Raw genomic sequence first — 17,391 nt, 5'->3', positions numbered from 1 at the left:
AACCTTATGGTCGTTAACTAGTTTCCAGAACCAAAGGGCCTAAAATCCTAGGCCCTATAGAGCTCAACGCAATATCAAGTTCGACTCGCAGAACAGTCACTGCTCATCCTCATCCTCTTCATACTCCATATCCGCCTCATCCGAATCATTCAGCGGCACCGTCGCATCATCCATCAGCGACCCCGGATCTTCGTTCCCCGGATCATTGATAAACGGCAGCCCGCTCGGGCCCTTCTCTTCCTTGCCTTCAGTTTCAGGAGTCATGGCGAACCTCATCATTTCCGGGGAGTGTAGACGTTCGAAAAGTCCTGCAGCCAATCGTTCCAGCGCCTGACCGGCAAATACGAAAAACCCGGCAAAACGCCGGGTTTCCGTTAAACCATTACATCAATCAATGATGGCGGTTCTTGTGTTTGTTCTTGTGCTTGTGACCCCCACCGGAGTGAGATCCGCCGTCGTCACCCAGGTTATTACCGACCGCACCACCCGCCGCGCCGCCCAATCCTGCGCCGACAGCCGAACCGGTTGATCCGCCGAGGCTATTGCCGACAACCGAACCACCCGCCGCGCCGAGGCCACCGCCGATGGCAGCTTCGGTGCGATTGTTTTTATTCGCCCCAACCGCACCGCCGGCCGCGCCGCCGACACCTGCGCCGACCGCTGCGCCAGTGCTGCCGCCGAGTTGTCCACCGACCACGTTGCCCAGCACGCCACCGAGCCCACCGCCCACGGCGGCTGAACCATCGCCGGCGGCCATTGCGCCTTGCGCCACGAGCAATCCGAAAAACAGTGCAGATAATGACAATCGCATGTGTACCTCACAGTTCCCGAATCGGGACAGTTCGCCCCAGCGGGGGCCTATGTGAGATTGGAGAGGTTTGCGGGAAAAACGTTCAGCCATGAAAAAGCCCGGCATCGAGCCGGGCTTTGTCTGCAAGCGATCAATCTCAGTGACGCTTGTGGCCTTTGGCCAAGTTGCTGCCGACGGCACCGCCCGCCGCGCCGCCCAGACCTGCACCGATGGTGGCGCCATTTCGGCCGCCCAGGCTGTTACCGATCACCGAACCGCCCGCCGCGCCAACACCGCCACCAATGGCCGCTTTCGTCCGGCTGCCTTTGCGTGCGGCCACTGCGCTACCGGCCGCGCCCGCTACACCTGCACCAATCGCTGCACCGGTGCTGCCGCCCATTTTCTGACCGACGACATTACCCAGCGCGCCACCCAGACCGCCGCCCAATGCAGCGGTGCCGTCGCCGGCAGCCATTGCTCCTTGAGCGAACAGAAGGCCGAGAACCAGAGCGGGCAGTGTTAAACGCATGACGAAAACCTCAAAGACAGAGAAACAAAAAAGGGGCGCGATTGAATGCCGTCACAGCGGCAAAGTCCAGACAAAAGCGGACGCATCCGCGCAATGGGCGCCGATTGGACAGTGATTCTGGAAAAGGTTTTATGACGGGCAAAAAAAAGCCCGCTGGGGAGACGGGCTGGAGACTTGCTTTCTAACGGATGGCTTCACCCTACTTAAGCGAACGTGAAAAGTTTGTGAAAGAAACACAGATCCTGACGACCGTCTGTAGGTCTAGTCCGAAATCAAATCTCAGAGCATAAAAAACCCCGTTCTTAGACGGGGTTGGTTGGCGGAGAATCATTTTCGGGCGCGTGCCGTGACCTTGGGTAAAAACTTCGCTTTCGGCCCTTTCGGCACCGTGGACTTGATCTTGCCGGTGTGAACCGGATCCTCGCCGAAACCAGACTGATACTCGGTCTGGCCACAACGAACGCAGTTGTTAAACGGAAACTCGGCGCCATCGTCTTCGATATACGGTTCTGTCATACCTTCGCCCCTGCGATGCGGATCGACACCGGCAAAACTTTTTTGCCTGAAAAAATATCGACCTCCAAGGCTTTTGAGACTAGCCGGTCATTACTGGACTTGTGGTTCAGATCGACCGATGCCCGACGAATGGCCTACCCCAATCAAACACGCTAATCTGGCACCCTCATCTCATTGCCAAGGATTGCGAGCATGACAATAAAAACCATCGCCTTGCTGCTTTCAACGCTAGCCGTTACTGGCTGCGGCACGATTAGCAGTGTCGTACAGGAAGACACCGTCGCCGGAAATGATCTAAAAAAACGCCAAACCTACTGTGATTCGATTTCCCGAATTTACAGCGGCGTCGGCTACGACTTCTGCATCCTGCACGCACCCGATCTGCCGATAAAATCCTGGAAGGGTCGCCCTTCAGCCCCGCTGGTTTTGATAGATCTGGCAGTCTCCGGTGTGACAGATACGTTGGTATTGCCATACACCGTGTATCAACAGGTCAAACACGGCAATATCGAAATCTACCAGGCACAAACGTCCGATCAGTGATCAGCGCAACTTCACGGCGGTGCCGGCCGGCCTACTGATCTCGAAATCAAAACCGCTGTCCGATAAATTCCAGACGCCAGAAACCACAAAACCCCTGACTTCTTTCGAAATCAGGGGTTTTGTGTACTGAATGTGGCGGTGAAGGAGAGATTCGAACTCTCGATACAGTTTCCTGTATACACACTTTCCAGGCGTGCTCCTTAAGCCACTCGGACACTTCACCGTATCTCTTCAAACATGTTCTGTCTGTCGAGGCGCGCTAATGTAGTCGAAAGCTTTTCCGATGGCAAACTTTTTTTTAAGATTTTCATGCGCTTAAGAGAAAAAGCCGTTTGCCCTGCCGACGGCCCATGGCAAACCGGCCAATCTTCGGTGGGCGCGGCCCTTCTATATAGAAGCAGAATGGCGTGCGGCGCTGGATCAGCCGGGATTCGGTGACCGGCGGGTCAGTCACGGCGCTTTACCTGGCCTGCGGTGGTGGGTAACGTCTGCTCATCTTTCTTACAAGGAATCGCGTCATGAGTGAGTTGATTGCCTACCACCTCGAAGACGGCATCGCGACCCTGACCTTGAGCAACGGCAAGGTCAATGCCATTTCCCCGGACGTGATTGCGGCGTTTAACGCGGCGCTGGATCAGGCGGTGACTGATCGTGCCATCGTGATCATTACCGGTCAGCCGGGGATTCTGTCGGGCGGCTACGATCTGAAAGTGATGACCGCCGGCCCTAAAGAAGCCGTGGCGCTGGTGACCGCTGGTTCCACCCTCGCCCGTCGTCTGCTTTCTCACCCGTTCCCGGTGATCGTCGCTTGCCCGGGTCACGCCGTGGCCAAGGGAGCATTCCTGCTGTTGTCGGCCGACTACCGCATCGGTGTCGACGGCCCGTTCAGCATTGGTCTGAACGAAGTGCAAATTGGCATGACCATGCATCACGCCGGTATCGAGCTGGCGCGTGATCGTCTGCGTCGCTCGGCATTCCACCGGTCGGTGATCAATGGCGAGATGTTCGACCCGAAAAGCGCGGTGGACGCCGGTTTTCTCGACAAGGTGGTTTCTGCCGAAGAGTTGCAAGGTGCCGCCCTCGCCGCCGCGCGCCAGTTGAAGAAGATCAACATGCTGGCGCACAAGAACACCAAACTGAAGGTGCGCAAAGCGCTGCTGGAAACCCTCGACAACGCGATTGTTCAGGATCAGGAGCATCTGGGTTAATCCCCGATTCCTGCGTCGAAGAAAAGCCCGACCCGCGTGTCGGGCTTTTTCTTGCGCGCTCGGTTGAAAACGCCGTGGCTGCTCTAGGACGGGTCTGACAAGCAATTCGGAAACATGCGCTTAAACATCGCCTATCTCCGGACTCTATAGTGGCAATTGCCGAAAACAGTGCACATCCGTACACTGCGCCACCTTTTGCGCCGGTGGGGCCTGAAAATGCTGTTCGTGTTTCGTATGTTATTGATGAGCCTGCACTTTATTCTGGCTGGCGTGCTTGGAGTGATCCTCGGCATATGCCGTCCGTTCAATCCGGACAACAGCCGTCTGTGCGCGCGCCTCTATGCATTGCCGGCCATGTGCATTCTGCGTCTGCGGGTGAAAACCGACGTCAGCGGTTTGATGAACAAACCTGCCAGTTGCGTGATCGTCGCCAACCATCAATCCAACTACGACTTGTTTGTGTTCGGTAACGTTGTGCCCTACCGCACGGTGTGCATTGGCAAGAAGAGCCTGAAGTGGGTGCCGCTGTTCGGGCAGTTGTTCTGGCTCGCCGGCAATGTGTTGATCGACCGTGGTAATGCGCACAAGGCGCGCCAGTCGATGCTCACCACCACCAACACGCTGCAAAACGAAAACACCTCGATCTGGGTATTCCCGGAAGGCACGCGCAACCTCGGCGAAGAGTTGCTGCCGTTCAAAAAAGGCGCGTTTCAGATGGCGATTGCCGCTGGTGTGCCGATCGTGCCGGTGTGTGTCAGCAGCTACATCAAGCACATGCGTCTGAACCGCTGGAACAGTGGGGAAATTCTCATACGCTCGCTGCCGGCGATTCCTACAGCCGGATTGACCATGGACGACATGCCTAAGCTCATAGAGCAATGCCGCGAGCAGATGCGCGAATGCATCGAATCAATGGATCGGCAGTTGCAAGCCGCCTGAAACCGAACCCGCCTTGTGCGGGTTTTCTTTTGCCGAATGAACGGTGCAGATTTCACTGACTCTCAAGTAGCGACACGGCTAAGCTGAAGCCTTGTATTCCTGCCACCTGCCAAGAAGAAGTGAATCACCACCATGGGTCGAGTTGTTGCTGCTGCTGTGTACAGCGCCGGTAAGAAAGTCACCAATATTTCCCTAGACGAAGGCGCCGCCTGGGCCGCGAAAACCGGCCACTTTGTCTGGATCGGTCTGGAAGAGCCGGACGCTCAGGAGCTGTCCAACCTGCAACGCCAGTTCAATCTGCACGAGCTGGCTATTGAAGATGCGCTGGAAAAACACAGCCGGCCGAAGCTGGAAACCTTTGGCGACGCTTTGTTTATCGTCACCTACTCGCCGATCCGTGAAAACGGCGTGCTGCAATTCATCGAAACGCACATCTTCGCCGGCAAGGGCTACATCATCACCGCGCGTAACGGTCACTCGGCGTCCTACGCACATGTGCGCCAACGCTGTGAGGCGCGTCCGCTGTTGCTGGAGCATGGGGAAGATTTCGTACTCTATGCGCTCCTCGATTTCGTCATCGAGAACTACCAGCCGGTCGGTGAAGCGATCCATGCCGAGATCGATGAGCTGGAGCGCAACGTGCTGTGCAGCGCATTGAATGAGCGTGATATCCAGAAGCTGCATGGCTTGCGTCGTGATGTCGTGCGTCTGCGTCGCTATGCGGCGCCGATGGTGGAGATCGGCGAGGAACTGCAGAAGCTCAGCTTCCCGTTTATCGACAAGAACATGCGCCCGTACTTCCGTGATGTGCAGATTCACGTGACGCGGCAGATGGAAGACCTCAGCACGCTGGCCGACATTGCCAGCCAGACCATCGAGATCGGTGTGTTGCTGGAGGCGTCACGGCAGAGCGTGGTGCAGCGCAAGTTCGCTGCGTGGGCGGCGATTCTGGCGTTCCCGACGGCGGTGGCGGGGATTTACGGGATGAACTTCCAGAACATGCCGGAGCTGAGCTGGCATTACGGTTACTTCGGGGTGCTGGGGTTTATTGCGGTGGGGTGTGTGAGTTTGTGGGCGAGTTTCAAGAAGTCTGGGTGGTTGTAAAAAAGCAAAAGATCGCAGCCTTCGGCAGCTCCTACAGGGATTCAGTGTAGGAGCTGCCGGAGGCTGCGATCTTTTGATCTGCTGTTAAGCGACCTCAGGCTTGTGCGCCACAAACCGCATCATCCATTCCGCAACCGTCGCGCCGTGGTGTTCTTGCTCCAGGCTCGCCACGCCTTTGCTATAGATCTGCGAACCCAGCGCTTCCTGACGCAAATCCAGCAGCGCCCGCGAGTAATCGTGGATGAACTCTGGATGGCCCTGGAAGCACAGCACTTGATCGTTGATGTGGTACGCGGCAAACGGGCAGAAATCGCTCGAGGCGATGACGGTGGCGTTTTCCGGTAGCGAGGTCACTTGATCCTGGTGGCTGATCAGCAACGTCAGTTCTTCACGCACCGGGCTCATCCACGGCGCCTTGGCCGCGAGTTTGTAGTTGTGGGTGCCAACGCCCCAGCCCTGCGTCGCACGCTCGCTCTTGCCGCCCAGCAGCAGCGCCAACAGTTGATGGCCGAAGCACACGCCGAGCAGTTTGTCGCCACGCTCGTAACGGCTCAGCAGGTATTCCCTCAGCGTTTCAATCCACGGGTCGGTACCGAATGAATCGGCCTTGCTGCCGGTGACCAGATACGCGTCAAAGGTCTGCTCGTCGCTTGGGTATTCGCCCTGCATCACGTTGTAGACGGTGAACTCGGCGGCAATCGGTTGCTGCGAGAACAGGCGCTGAAACATCTGCCCGTAACCCTGATATTGATCGACCAGTTCGGGACGCAGGATGTCGGTTTCCAGAATGCAGATGCGTAGCGACATAAAAAATACCTGACACGTGATGGGAATAATGAACACCCCAGAGCCTGCCTTGAAACACCCTGACAAGGCAAGCCCCGGAATGCTCGCCCCGTTAGAACATTTCACCTTTCGCCGCTTTATCCAGCAGCAACGCCGGCGGGGCGAAACGCTCGCCGTATTGCTCAGCGAGATACTGCGTGCGAGCGACGAAATCCTTCACCCCGTACTGATTGATGAACTGCAATGCGCCGCCCGTCCACGCCGCAAAACCGATGCCGAAGATCGAGCCGACGTTGGCGTCCGCCGTCGAGGTCAGCACGCCCTCCTCCACGCAACGCACGGTTTCAATGGCTTGCACGAACAGCAAGCGATCACGCACATCCTTCGGGGAAATCTGCCCGTCGGCTTTCTCGAAGCGCGTTTTCAGTTCCGACCACAAATGCTTCTGGCCACCGGCCGGGTATTCATAAAAACCACCGCCAGCAGCCTTGCCCGGACGTTTGTATTCGTTGAGCAGCAAGTCAATCACGGCGAAGGCCGGGTGCTCAATCAGCGGTTTCCCTTCTGCCTGTAGGTCTTTGGCCGTTTGCTTGCGGATATGGCTCATCAGGCTGAGGGAAACTTCGTCGGAGATTGCCAGAGGCCCGACCGGCATCCCGGCCTTGCGTGCTTCGGTCTCGATCATCGGCGCACTGACGCCCTCGCCGAGCATGGCGATGCCTTCGTTGGTGAAGGTGCCGAAAACCCGCGAGGTGAAGAAACCGCGACTGTCGTTGACCACGATCGGGGTTTTCTTGATTTGCAGCACGAAATCGAAGCCGCGCGCGAGGGTTTCATCGCTGGTTTGCGCGCCTTTGATGATTTCCACCAGGGGCATTTTTTCCACCGGACTGAAGAAATGCAGGCCGATGAATTTGCTTTGATCCGGTACGGCACTGGCAAGGCCAGTAATTGGCAAGGTCGACGTGTTGGAGGCAATAACCGCGTCGGCGCCCACGACCTTTTGCGCAGCCACAGAAACCTTGGCCTTGAGCTCACGATCCTCAAACACCGCTTCGATGATCAGGTCGCAACCGGCCAGATCAGCATCGCTTTCGGACGGTTTAATCCGCGCCAGCACTTCATCGCGCTGGGCTGCATTCATCTGGCCACGGGCAACTTTTTTGTCGAGCAACGCGGCCGAGTGCGCTTTGCCTTTCTCGGCAGCTGCGAGGTTGATGTCCTTGAGCACCACCTCGATACCCGCCGAAGCACTGACAAACGCGATCCCCGCGCCCATCATCCCGGCACCGAGCACGCCGACCTTTTGCGTCTTGTAAGGTGCAAAACCCTGCGGCCGCGAACCGCCGGCATTGATCTCGTTGAGCTGAAACCAGAACGTGCCGATCAGGTTTTTCGAAATCTGCCCGGTGGTGAGTTCGGTGAAGTAGCGGGTTTCGATCAGGTGCGCGGTGTCGAAATCGACCTGAGCGCCTTCCACCGCCGCACACAGAATCTTCTCCGGCGCCGGCAGTGTGCCTTGGGTTTTCGTGCGCAGGATCGACGGTGCAATCGCCAGCATCTGCGCGACTTTCGGGTTCGACGGCGTACCGCCGGGAATCTGATAACCCTTCACATCCCAACGCTGCACCGCCGTGGGATTAGCGACGATCCACGCGCGCGCCTTGGCCAACAGTTCATCGCGATCCGCCGCCAGCTCATCGATCAAACCGGCCTGCAACGCTTGTTGCGGACGTACTTTTTTGCCTTCGAGCAGATACGGCAGCGCCTTCTCGATCCCGAGCATGCGCACCATGCGCACCACCCCGCCGCCGCCCGGCAGCAGGCCCAGCGTCACTTCCGGCAGGCCGAGTTGCACCGAGGCGTCGTCCAGCGCCACGCGATGATGGCAGGCGAGACAGATTTCCCAGCCGCCGCCCAACGCCGCGCCGTTGATCGCTGCGACCACCGGTTTGCCGAGGGTTTCCAGGGTGCGCAATTGGCCTTTGAGGGTCAGTACCATGTCGTAGAAAGCTTTGGCTTCAGGCTTGCCGACTTTGATCAGTTCGTTGAGGTCGCCGCCGGCAAAGAAGGTTTTCTTCGCCGAGGTAATGATCACGCCGGCAAGGCTGTCTTTTTCTGCCACCAGACGGGCCACGCACGCGGCCATTGCCTCGCGGTACACGGCGTTCATGGTGTTGGCGCTCTGGCCCGGCATGTCGATGGTCAGCACGACGATGCCGTCCTGGCCTTTTTCGTAACGAATGGCTTCGCTCATAACAAGGTTCCTTGAATTCGGGGGCTCAGAGACGTTCGATGATGGTGGCAATGCCCATGCCGCCGCCGACGCACAGCGTCGCCAGGCCATAGCGCAGGTGCCGCGCTTCCAGTTCATCGAGCAAGGTGCCGAGGATCGCGCAACCGGTGGCGCCCAGCGGGTGGCCCATGGCGATGGAGCCGCCGTTGACGTTGACCTTGTCCGGGTCGACGGCCATGTCCTTGATGAACTTCAGCACCACCGAAGCAAACGCTTCGTTGACCTCGAACAGGTCGATGTCTTCCACGCGCAGTCCGGCCTTGGCCAGAGCCTTGCGCGTGGCCGGTGCCGGGCCGGTGAGCATGATGGTCGGGTCGGTGCTGGTGACCGCCGTGGCGACAATTCGCGCCCGCGGTTGCAGGCCCAACGCGCGGCCCTTGGCTTCGGAGCCAATGAGCATCAACGCCGCACCGTCGACGATCCCGGAACTGTTGCCGGGTGTGTGCACATGATTGATCCGTTCAACGTGGCTGTAGACCCGCAGCGCCGTCGCGTCGAAACCCATTTGCCCGATCATTTCAAAACTCGGCTTGAGCTTGCCGAGCCCTTCCAGCGTCGATTCAGCACGAATGAATTCATCGTGATCGAGCAGGATGATGCCGTTCTGATCCTGCACCGGCACCAGCGACTTGTTGAACGAGCCATCGGCCCGGGCCCGCGCGGCTTTCTGTTGCGAGTGCAGCGCGTAGGCATCGACGTCGTGACGGCTGAAACCTTCGAGCGTGGCGATCAAATCGGCACCGACGCCTTGGGGGGTGAAGTGGCTGTGCAAGTTGGTCTGCGGGTCGAGTGCCCAGGCGCCGCCATCGCTGCCCATCGGCACGCGCGACATCGACTCGACGCCACCGACCACCACCAGGTCTTCAAAACCCGAGCGCACTTTCATCGCGCCGAGGTTCACCGCCTCAAGCCCGGACGCGCAGAAGCGGTTGATCTGCACCCCCGCCACGCTGACGTCCCAATCAGCCACTTGCACCGCGGTTTTGGCGATGTCCGAGCCTTGATCGCCAATCGGCGTGACACAACCGAGCACCACGTCATCGACCTGGCTGGTGTCCAGCGCAGTGCGTTGTTGCAGCGCGGTCAGCAGCCCGGCCACCAGATTCACCGGTTTGACGCTGTGCAAAGCGCCGTCGGCCTTACCTTTGCCGCGTGGCGTGCGTAGCGCATCGAAAATCAAAGCTTGGGTCATGACGTCCTCGAACCTGTGCGGTGAGTGATTTCTTGTGCTTGCACTCTTGTCCCGGACGGCCACGGATTCAATGACCACAGTGCTCAATGCGGTTGACGCACACGCTCAGACGGACGGTCATTGGCCGTCGGGTGAACCGGTTCAGGTCACGGAGTTGTCTAGCAAGCGGGCGGCGCAGAAGCTGGCAATACGCCTCATGCCTTTTTAATCGCCGTTGGCAGCAACTCCATATGAAATGGATCTAAGCCAAGCGTGACGCGGGCCCTAAGGTAGTACATGTACGTCAGAGTCGTCGGGTTTTGCCGAGGCCGGCGTCCTTCAACAGGAAGTGCAGCGCTTGCCGTCATGGATATGCAGGCAGGCATCAGGAAATAACAATAAAGGCGGTCAAGCCATGTTCAAACAACCGAAAGTTCGTCAAGCAGGGCTCATTCTTTTCGCCACGACGCTGTTGTTGATTTTGCCGAATCTGACCAAGGTCATCGGCTGAATCGAGCGGCGGGTTTATCTATCGCCACTGAAAATGTGACTGGCCCGCTACCCGGGCCAGCGTGGCTGTGCCAACCTTTGCGCACTTCCACGACATGGACGGCGATCATTTGAAAACGCTCTTCGTACTCGGGGCCATGCTGCTGAGCATGCCTCTGTCTGCCGCCCAGTTGGATTTGCAACTGGGCGAGCACAGCCGCACCTGGCAGACCGAGGAATTGCTCAAGCATCCTCAGGTGCAAAACATCACCATCAAAAACGATGTGTCCTATAAGAAGGACATGGTCTATCGCGCTGTGCCGATGGCGGCGTTGTTGACCGGGATAAACGCTGAAGATCATCTGCAAGCGGTGGCGCTGGACGGCTTTGCCGCAGAGTTGGCGGCGGCGCCGTTGCTCAACCGTGAAGGCGCGCGCGCGTGGCTGGCGATTGAAGACCCGGCCCATCCGTGGCCGCCGTTGTCGAAGGATAAACACAGCGCCGGGCCGTTTTACCTGGTGTGGACGGATCCGCAGGCCGGCAATATCAGCCCGGAGCAATGGCCGTTTGAAGTGGCGAGCATCAAGCGCATGGCGCCGGTGGCCGAACGCTTCCCTGCTCTGCTACCGGATCCGGCGTTGAAGAAATATGATCCGGTGAATCTGGGTTTTGCGTTGTTTCAGAAGAATTGCTTGGCGTGTCACCGATTGAACGGTGCCGGGGATGCGCAGTTCGGGCCGGATCTGAATATTCCGTACAGTCCGACGGAGTATTTCGGGGCAGATTTCTTGAAGCGCTACATTCGCGATCCGCAGAGTTTGCGCCAGTGGCCGCAGGCGAAGATGCCGGGGTTTTCGGCGGAGGTGTTGCCGGAGGGGGATCTGGAATTGCTGGTGGGGTATCTGAAACACATGGCGGGGCGCAAGGTTAAGCCCTGACGCTTGCGCCCCACTCTGTAGGAGCTGTCGAGTGCAACGAGGCTGCGATCTTTTGATCTGCGGAATCAAGATCAAAAGATCGCAGCGTGCCGCAGCTCCTACGAGGGATCGTGTTTATTGTTGTTGCACGGAAATGACCGGGGTCGGTGAGACGAACACTTTCGCGTGCATCTGCTCGCAGCCGCCGCCCCGGCGCATGCCGCGTACCGGGCAGGCGTCGAGGTAATCGAGGCCCACCGCCAGTTTCAAATGCCGTTCCGGCCGTGCCAGTTCGTTGGTCACGTCAAAGCTGTACCACGCGTCATCCAGCCATGCTTCCGCCCAGGCATGGCTGGCCAGATGTTCGCAATCCTCGCTGTACAAATATCCCGACACGTAACGCGACGGCACGCCCAGGCTGCGCGCGCACGCCAGAAACGCGTGGGTATGATCCTGACAAACCCCGGCGCGTCCGGCGAAGGCTTCGGCGGCGCTGGTGTCGACTTCGGTGGAGCCCGGCGTGTAGGTCATGTGCTGATTCAAACCGTGCATCAAATCGATCAGCGCGGTGCGATCGCGTCGCTGCTTGCAGGATCTTTCGGCGAACGCTCGCAGCGCTTCATCGGCCTCGGTCAACCGGGTAAAGCGCAGAAACGGCAGCGCCGACTGGCTCTCATGCTCAGCCTCGCGCAATTCATCAATATCGACCTGCCCGCGCGCGCCAATGATGATCGCTTCGTGCGGCTCGTCCATGGTCAGCACGTGGAGGATGTTGCCGAACGGATCGAGTTGCGCGCGCACCGGGCGCGGCAGGTCGAGTTGCCAGCTCAGCACATGTTGACGCTCGCTGTCGTGGGGGGTCAGCCGCAGGTACTGGATGCTCGCCCGCACCTTATCTTCGTAGTGATAGGTGGTCTCGTGGCTTATGGAAAGTCTCATGCAGCCTCCAGGTAGGAACTGTGAATGGCGTTGCCCAACTGGCGCACCAGCGGGATGAATTCGGTCAGCCAGGCGTGCAGGCCTTCCTCGAGGATTTCGTTGATGCCGGTGTAGCGCAGGCGCGCGTCCATCTCGGCGGCCAAGCGTTGCGCGGGACGACCGTTGGCACCGGGCAGTTGCGCAAGAATCTGGTCGATCTCTTCGGTGCAGGCGCGCAGTGAGCGCGGCACGTCGGCGCGCAACAGCAGCAACTCGGCGACATGCCGAGCGCCGGGCGCGTCGCGATAGATTTCGGTGTAGGCCTCAAAGGACGACAGCGCACGCAGCAATGCACTCCACTGGTAATAGGCGTGGGCCGTGCCGTCGCTGACCGCTTCGGCCTGATCGCCGGCCATTTCGTAGCGGGCATCAAGCAAGCGCAGCGTGTTGTCCGCGCGCTCGATAAAGGTGCCGAGACGAATAAACCGAAACGCATCGTTGCGCATGATCGTGCCGTAGGACGCGCCACGAAACAGGTGCGAACGCTCCTTGATCCACTCGCAGAAGCGACTCATGCCATAGCGACTGAGGCCCTGCTCGGCGATCCCGCGAATCTCCAGCCACGTCGAGTTGATGTTCTCCCACATGTCCGCGGTGATGCGTCCGCGTACCGCATGGGCACTGGCCCGCGCCGCACCGAGGCAGCTGTAAATGCTTGCCGGGTTGGCCGCATCGAGGGCGAAAAAGTGCAGCAGCCGTTCGGCATGCAATGCGCCGTGACGCTCCAGATAATCCTCAAGCGTGCCGGTGATCAACAGCGGCATCGCCAGTTCATGCAAACCATCACCGCGACCGTCCTGCGGCATCAGCGACAGCGAATAACTGATGTCGAGCATCCGCGCGAGGTTTTCCGCCCGCTCCAGGTAACGCGACATCCAATACAGATCCGAGGCAGTTCTACTTAACATGGCAAGCTTCCTTCAATCCTCGACCACCCAGGTGTCCTTGGTTCCGCCGCCCTGTGATGAATTCACCACCAGCGAGCCTTCGCGCAGCGCCACACGGGTCAAACCGCCGGGCACCACGCGGGTTTCACGACCGGACAAGACAAATGGGCGCAAATCGATATGGCGCGGCGCAATGCCGTTTTCGACAAAGGTCGGACAGGTCGACAGCGATAGCGTCGGTTGCGCGATGTACGCGTGGGGTTTGGCCTTGATGCGTTCGCGGAAAGCATCGATTTCCGCCTTCGTCGACGCCGGCCCGACCAGCATTCCGTAACCGCCGGAGCCTTGAGTTTCCTTGACCACCAGATCTGGAAGATTGGCCAGCACGTGGGAAAGTTCAGACGGGTTGCGGCATTGCCAGGTCGGCACGTTTTTCAGGATCGGTTCTTCATCGAGGTAGAAACGAATCATGTCGGTGACAAACGGGTACACCGATTTGTCATCCGCCACGCCGGTGCCGATGGCGTTGGCCAACACGACGTTGCCAGAGCGATAGGACGACAGCAGCCCCGGCACGCCGAGCATTGAGTCCGGGTTGAACGCCAATGGATCGAGGAAGGCGTCGTCGAGGCGACGGTAAATCACGTCCACTGCTTTCGGGCCGTCGGTGGTGCGCATGAAGACTTTGTCGTCACGCACGAACAGATCCGCGCCTTCGACCAATTCAACGCCCATTTCCCGCGCAAGAAACGCGTGTTCGAAGAACGCACTGTTGAAGCGCCCCGGCGTCAGCACCACCACACTCGGGTCATCAATCGGGCTAGAGCTTTTCAGCGTGTCGAGCAGCAGGTTCGGGTAGTGATCGATCGGCGCGATGCGCTGCGCGGCGAACAACTCCGGGAACAATCGCATCATCATTTTGCGGTCTTCGAGCATGTAGCTGACGCCGCTCGGCGTACGCAGATTGTCTTCGAGCACGTAATACGTGCCGTCGCCATCGCGCACCAGATCGACGCCGGAAATGTGCGAATAGATATCGCGGTGCAGATCCAGGCCCTGCATCGCCAACTGATATTGCTCGTTGGCCAGCACCTGTTCGGCGGGAATGATCCCGGCCTTGATGATGCGCTGCTCGTGATAGAGGTCGGCGAGGAACATGTTCAGCGCCTTGACCCGCTGGATGCAGCCGCGCTCGACGATCCGCCACTCGCTGGCGGGGATGCTGCGCGGAATGGTGTCGAAAGGAATCAGCCGCTCGGTGCCCTGCTCGTCACCGTAGAGCGTGAATGTAATCCCGGCGCGATGGAACAGCAGATCGGCCTCGCGTCGCCGTTGGGCCAGCAGCTCGTCAGGCGTGTCGGCCAGCCATCGGGCGAACTCCCGATAATGCGGGCGAACCTGGCCGCCGGCATCGTACATCTCATCAAAATAGGTGCGGATCATGCCGTACTCCTTGTCACCCGGACATACAGGCCTTCGCAAGGCCCGTGCCATCGGCATAAACGCTTTGATTTCAATCGGTTGGATATTCAAGCCGCAGGCGCCGCACCATTCCTGTGCGGCAAATGCCCCAACCTGATTGCCCCCGCTTCATTGCGACGCACTGCATCGCCTATTAGCAGCATAGTCAGAGTTGATTTCACTGCCCGGGATCGGCTGCGGATAATCCGCGCATTCGCTGCCAAACTTCGCGGCTCCCCGCACCGTGAAGTGGTCAGCTCAATTGATTGGGATTGCCCCGGCAGCCCGCCCAGCCTTAACCCTGACCGGTTTCCTCTCCTTATCGGTCTTCCCTTTTAGCCACCCTCTCCGGTGGCTTTTTTTTGCCTTTTGGAAATGTTTTGAAAGCAAAAGCAAAAGATCGCAGCCTTCGGCAGTTCCTACATGAATCTGTGTAGGAGCTGCCGAAGGCTGCGATCTTTTGATCTTCTATCTATAAATATTCAATTCAACCGGTGGCGGCTACGCACCTCCTGTTTCACGCCCCACCCTTCGATTATTCCGCCCAAAGGCTCGACCACCGCCGAAAATCCCTGCTCGAAATCGCCGATATCGTCATACGTCGCGTACATCACTTTGCTTAATTCCAGCGCCCACGCACCGTCATCACGCACACTGACCTGGGCATTGATGGATTCACCGCGAAATTTGCCTGCTGCCCTGCGCGCCCGCTCCTCGTCCGGGAAAATCGCGTAGAACTCGATGGGATGGAATCGGGAAAAATCGAAACCGCCTTCTTTCATGCGGCGCAGAACATTGCTGCTGATGTCTTCTTGATAGGCTGTGCTCATGAATCGTCCCCCTCGCATAGATGGATAGACTTTCCGTATTCCCGCCCCGGGCCTTTGGCCAAAGTACTGCGACAACGTCGTTGAACGCGGGAAACAAGCATGTAGCTGACAAGACCAGACCTTAGCGATCCGTTCGCTGATCTCGCTTGCAGAGTAGCCCCAAGATAGAGCTGCTGCCAAGGCCTGGTGGTGAAGGTGACAAGAAGAATGTCAGATAGGGGTGATGCTGCGGATTTCGATGCTGTTCTGGGTTTTCAGACTTTTCACGCCAGCATCGGCGGTGCGCCCTTCCAGATCATTGAGATCCAGCTCGGCGGCCACGGGCAGGAGCCGTGCCTTGATCAGTTGTGCGGCCTCATCGTCACTGGGGCATTCCGCACGTTCGAACACCTCATCGACAATTTCACCATGATCGTCCACGAAAGTGACTTTCCACTTTTGCATCGGTGCCTCCTCGATCAAACCCGCAAATGGGCTTACAACTATCTCGACTGTTTACGCAGAAAGTTGGTTCAAAAGGATTACAGCGGACGAAGATGAAAAAAACGACATGTATCACTGTAGGAGCTGCCGCAGGCTGCGATCTTTTGATCCTGATTTAAAAACAAGATCAAAAGATCGCAGCCTGCGGCAGCTCCTACAGGTTCAATATCAGTCGTTGCTTGGCTTGTTGATCGCCTGCAGCACGTACTGCGGCAAGGCAAACGCGCCGATGTGGATTTCCGGGTTGTAGTAGCGGGTGACGATGCCGCTGCCGATGAAGCGCTGTTGCAGGGTTTCACGGCTGAGCTTGCGGTAGGCCGGGTTGGTCGAGCCCCAAGCGAAGGTCATCGAACCGCCGATGTAGGTCGGTACGGCCGCTTGATAGAAGTGCCAGTCCGGGAACAGGCTCTTCAGGCGACCGGCGGTGGTTTTCACTTCGTCGATCTGCATGAACGGCGTGCCGTTCTGGGTCACGAGGATGCCGCCCTCGTTCAGGCAGCGGTGGCACGCCTGGTAGAAGTTCTCCGAGAACAGCACTTCGCCCGGGCCGATCGGGTCGGTGGAGTCGGAGATGATCACGTCGAATTTTTCCGTGGTGGTGGCGACGAAACGCATGCCGTCGTCGATCACCAGGTTCAGACGTGGATCGTCGTAAGCGCCGCTGGAGTGGTTCGGCAGGAATTCTTTGCACATGTCGACCACGGTGCCGTCGATCTCGACCATGGTGATGTGTTCAACGCCAGCGTGTTTGGTCACTTCGCGCAACATGCCGCCGTCACCGCCGCCGATGATCAGCACGCGCTTGGCGCTGCCGTGGGCGAGGATCGGCACGTGGGTGAGCATTTCGTGGTAGATGAATTCGTCGGCTTCGGTGGTCTGGATCACGCCGTCCAGCGCCATCACGCGGCCCATGCGCGGGTTCTGGAAGATCACCAGATGCTGGTGTTCGGTGCGCACTTCGTGCAGCAGTTTTTCCATGCGAAAACGCTGGCCGTAGCCTTCGTAGAGGGTTTCCAGGTACTCGCTGGTTTTGGTGACGGTCATGGTCAAGTGCTCCGATGAATGCGCGGGCGTCAATCGTGGGGACGATTGCCCGGGAAAGGCGCGCATTCTACGTTGCCGAAGATGACAGGTCGAACCTCACAACCACAATCCCTGTAGGAGCTGCCGCAGGCTGCGATCTTTTGATGTTGATTTTTAAAAGCAAGATCAAAAGATCGCAGCCTTCGGCAGCTCCTACAGGGGTATTGCGGTGTTAGCTGATTCAGATCCGGACGTTACCGCGTGGCCCGGCGATTGCCCAGATGATCAGGCCCAGTACCGGCAGGAGGATGATCAGCAGCACCCAGACGATTTTCATCCCGGTGGTTGCGCCGCTTTTCAGCACATTGATGATGGCCCAGATGTCGAGGGCGAGGATGATCAGGCCAATCAGACCGTTGAACGTGGAACCCATGGTGTCGC

The 17,391-nt window shown here is 58.5% G+C and carries 20 protein-coding genes and 1 tRNA gene; 5 read left to right on the top strand and 16 right to left on the bottom strand.

Annotated elements, in window-relative coordinates; translation table 11 throughout:
* Positions 1-96: 96 nt before the first annotated feature.
* The 4 genes from ACIP66_RS13070 to ACIP66_RS13055 form a co-directional block, all read right to left on the bottom strand.
* Positions 97-264, bottom strand: a complete 168-nt coding sequence (locus ACIP66_RS13070; RefSeq protein WP_163005296.1) for a hypothetical protein — start codon at positions 262-264, stop codon at positions 97-99.
* A 127-nt stretch (positions 265-391) separates the two neighbouring features.
* Complete coding sequence (locus tag ACIP66_RS13065; RefSeq protein WP_159815287.1) at positions 392-811, bottom strand: YMGG-like glycine zipper-containing protein; 420 nt, start codon at positions 809-811, stop codon at positions 392-394.
* A 136-nt stretch (positions 812-947) separates the two neighbouring features.
* Positions 948-1,319 (bottom strand): hypothetical protein, encoded by a 372-nt coding sequence (locus ACIP66_RS13060; RefSeq protein ID WP_053116852.1) that lies wholly within the window; start codon positions 1,317-1,319, stop codon positions 948-950.
* Between the two features lie 327 nt (positions 1,320-1,646).
* Positions 1,647-1,835, bottom strand: coding sequence for a hypothetical protein (locus ACIP66_RS13055; protein WP_053116851.1), 189 nt, complete (start codon positions 1,833-1,835; stop codon positions 1,647-1,649).
* 192 nt (positions 1,836-2,027) lie between these two features.
* Between ACIP66_RS13055 and ACIP66_RS13050 the strand changes: the two genes are divergently transcribed.
* On the top strand, positions 2,028-2,378 hold the full coding sequence (locus ACIP66_RS13050) for a YceK/YidQ family lipoprotein (RefSeq protein WP_400648584.1): 351 nt from the start codon (positions 2,028-2,030) through the stop codon (positions 2,376-2,378).
* 133 nt (positions 2,379-2,511) lie between these two features.
* Here the strand turns inward: ACIP66_RS13050 and ACIP66_RS13045 are convergent.
* A tRNA-Ser gene (locus tag ACIP66_RS13045) sits at positions 2,512-2,601 on the bottom strand.
* An 84-nt stretch (positions 2,602-2,685) separates the two neighbouring features.
* Entirely contained in the window at positions 2,686-2,832 is a 147-nt protein-coding gene (locus tag ACIP66_RS13040; protein WP_156316123.1) for a hypothetical protein, read from the bottom strand.
* A 64-nt stretch (positions 2,833-2,896) separates the two neighbouring features.
* Between ACIP66_RS13040 and ACIP66_RS13035 the strand changes: the two genes are divergently transcribed.
* The 3 genes from ACIP66_RS13035 (at position 2,897) to ACIP66_RS13025 (ending at position 5,629) form a co-directional block, all read left to right on the top strand.
* The gene (locus ACIP66_RS13035) at positions 2,897-3,586 is read left to right on the top strand and encodes a crotonase/enoyl-CoA hydratase family protein (protein WP_053116849.1); all 690 of its coding nucleotides are present in this window, start codon (positions 2,897-2,899) and stop codon (positions 3,584-3,586) included.
* Between the two features lie 216 nt (positions 3,587-3,802).
* Entirely contained in the window at positions 3,803-4,525 is a 723-nt protein-coding gene (locus ACIP66_RS13030) for a 1-acylglycerol-3-phosphate O-acyltransferase (protein WP_400648581.1), read from the top strand.
* Between the two features lie 132 nt (positions 4,526-4,657).
* On the top strand, positions 4,658-5,629 hold the full coding sequence (locus ACIP66_RS13025) for a magnesium and cobalt transport protein CorA (protein WP_053116847.1): 972 nt from the start codon (positions 4,658-4,660) through the stop codon (positions 5,627-5,629).
* Positions 5,630-5,713: 84 nt separating this feature from the next.
* On the opposite strand, the gene ACIP66_RS13020 is transcribed toward ACIP66_RS13025, so the two are convergent.
* From ACIP66_RS13020 to ACIP66_RS13010, 3 genes are all read right to left on the bottom strand, one after another.
* Positions 5,714-6,436 (bottom strand): amidotransferase, encoded by a 723-nt coding sequence (locus tag ACIP66_RS13020; RefSeq protein ID WP_053116846.1) that lies wholly within the window; start codon positions 6,434-6,436, stop codon positions 5,714-5,716.
* 91 nt (positions 6,437-6,527) lie between these two features.
* Positions 6,528-8,672 carry a 3-hydroxyacyl-CoA dehydrogenase NAD-binding domain-containing protein gene (locus tag ACIP66_RS13015; protein WP_400648577.1) on the bottom strand — a complete coding sequence of 715 codons (2,145 nt, stop codon included), beginning with the start codon at positions 8,670-8,672 and terminating at the stop codon, positions 6,528-6,530.
* A 25-nt stretch (positions 8,673-8,697) separates the two neighbouring features.
* Positions 8,698-9,903, bottom strand: a complete 1,206-nt coding sequence (locus ACIP66_RS13010; RefSeq protein WP_212544317.1) for an acetyl-CoA C-acetyltransferase — start codon at positions 9,901-9,903, stop codon at positions 8,698-8,700.
* A gap of 584 nt (positions 9,904-10,487) precedes the next feature.
* Here ACIP66_RS13010 and ACIP66_RS13005 point away from each other — a divergent pair.
* Positions 10,488-11,309 (top strand): c-type cytochrome, encoded by an 822-nt coding sequence (locus ACIP66_RS13005; RefSeq protein ID WP_400648610.1) that lies wholly within the window; start codon positions 10,488-10,490, stop codon positions 11,307-11,309.
* A gap of 114 nt (positions 11,310-11,423) precedes the next feature.
* On the opposite strand, the gene ACIP66_RS13000 is transcribed toward ACIP66_RS13005, so the two are convergent.
* The 7 genes from ACIP66_RS13000 to ACIP66_RS12970 all read right to left on the bottom strand — a co-directional run bounded on the left by ACIP66_RS13000 (position 11,424) and on the right by ACIP66_RS12970 (position 17,383).
* A complete protein-coding gene (locus tag ACIP66_RS13000) occupies positions 11,424-12,227 on the bottom strand; it encodes a transglutaminase family protein (RefSeq protein WP_053116842.1) in 804 nt (267 codons plus the stop codon).
* The gene (locus ACIP66_RS12995) at positions 12,224-13,174 is read right to left on the bottom strand and encodes an alpha-E domain-containing protein (protein ID WP_053116841.1); all 951 of its coding nucleotides are present in this window, start codon (positions 13,172-13,174) and stop codon (positions 12,224-12,226) included. The genes ACIP66_RS13000 and ACIP66_RS12995 overlap by 4 nt, the downstream gene beginning before the upstream one ends.
* 12 nt (positions 13,175-13,186) lie before the next feature.
* Positions 13,187-14,596 carry a circularly permuted type 2 ATP-grasp protein gene (locus tag ACIP66_RS12990; RefSeq protein WP_007914061.1) on the bottom strand — a complete coding sequence of 470 codons (1,410 nt, stop codon included), beginning with the start codon at positions 14,594-14,596 and terminating at the stop codon, positions 13,187-13,189.
* Between the two features lie 500 nt (positions 14,597-15,096).
* Positions 15,097-15,444, bottom strand: a complete 348-nt coding sequence (locus ACIP66_RS12985; RefSeq protein WP_008080948.1) for a ribonuclease E inhibitor RraB — start codon at positions 15,442-15,444, stop codon at positions 15,097-15,099.
* A gap of 210 nt (positions 15,445-15,654) precedes the next feature.
* Positions 15,655-15,888 (bottom strand): hypothetical protein, encoded by a 234-nt coding sequence (locus ACIP66_RS12980; RefSeq protein WP_053118693.1) that lies wholly within the window; start codon positions 15,886-15,888, stop codon positions 15,655-15,657.
* Between the two features lie 207 nt (positions 15,889-16,095).
* Positions 16,096-16,971 carry a polyamine aminopropyltransferase gene (gene speE, locus ACIP66_RS12975; protein ID WP_008080944.1) on the bottom strand — a complete coding sequence of 292 codons (876 nt, stop codon included), beginning with the start codon at positions 16,969-16,971 and terminating at the stop codon, positions 16,096-16,098.
* Positions 16,972-17,191: 220 nt separating this feature from the next.
* Complete coding sequence (locus ACIP66_RS12970) at positions 17,192-17,383, bottom strand: PLDc N-terminal domain-containing protein (RefSeq protein ID WP_007914053.1); 192 nt, start codon at positions 17,381-17,383, stop codon at positions 17,192-17,194.
* Positions 17,384-17,391 lie beyond the last annotated feature (8 nt).

It is taken from the genome of Pseudomonas sp. NPDC088429 (assembly GCF_044753305.1).
Lineage (GTDB): Bacteria > Pseudomonadota > Gammaproteobacteria > Pseudomonadales > Pseudomonadaceae > Aquipseudomonas > Aquipseudomonas rustica.
Note: the sequence above shows the minus strand (reverse complement) of the source record. Positions and strands in the feature narration are given on the sequence as shown.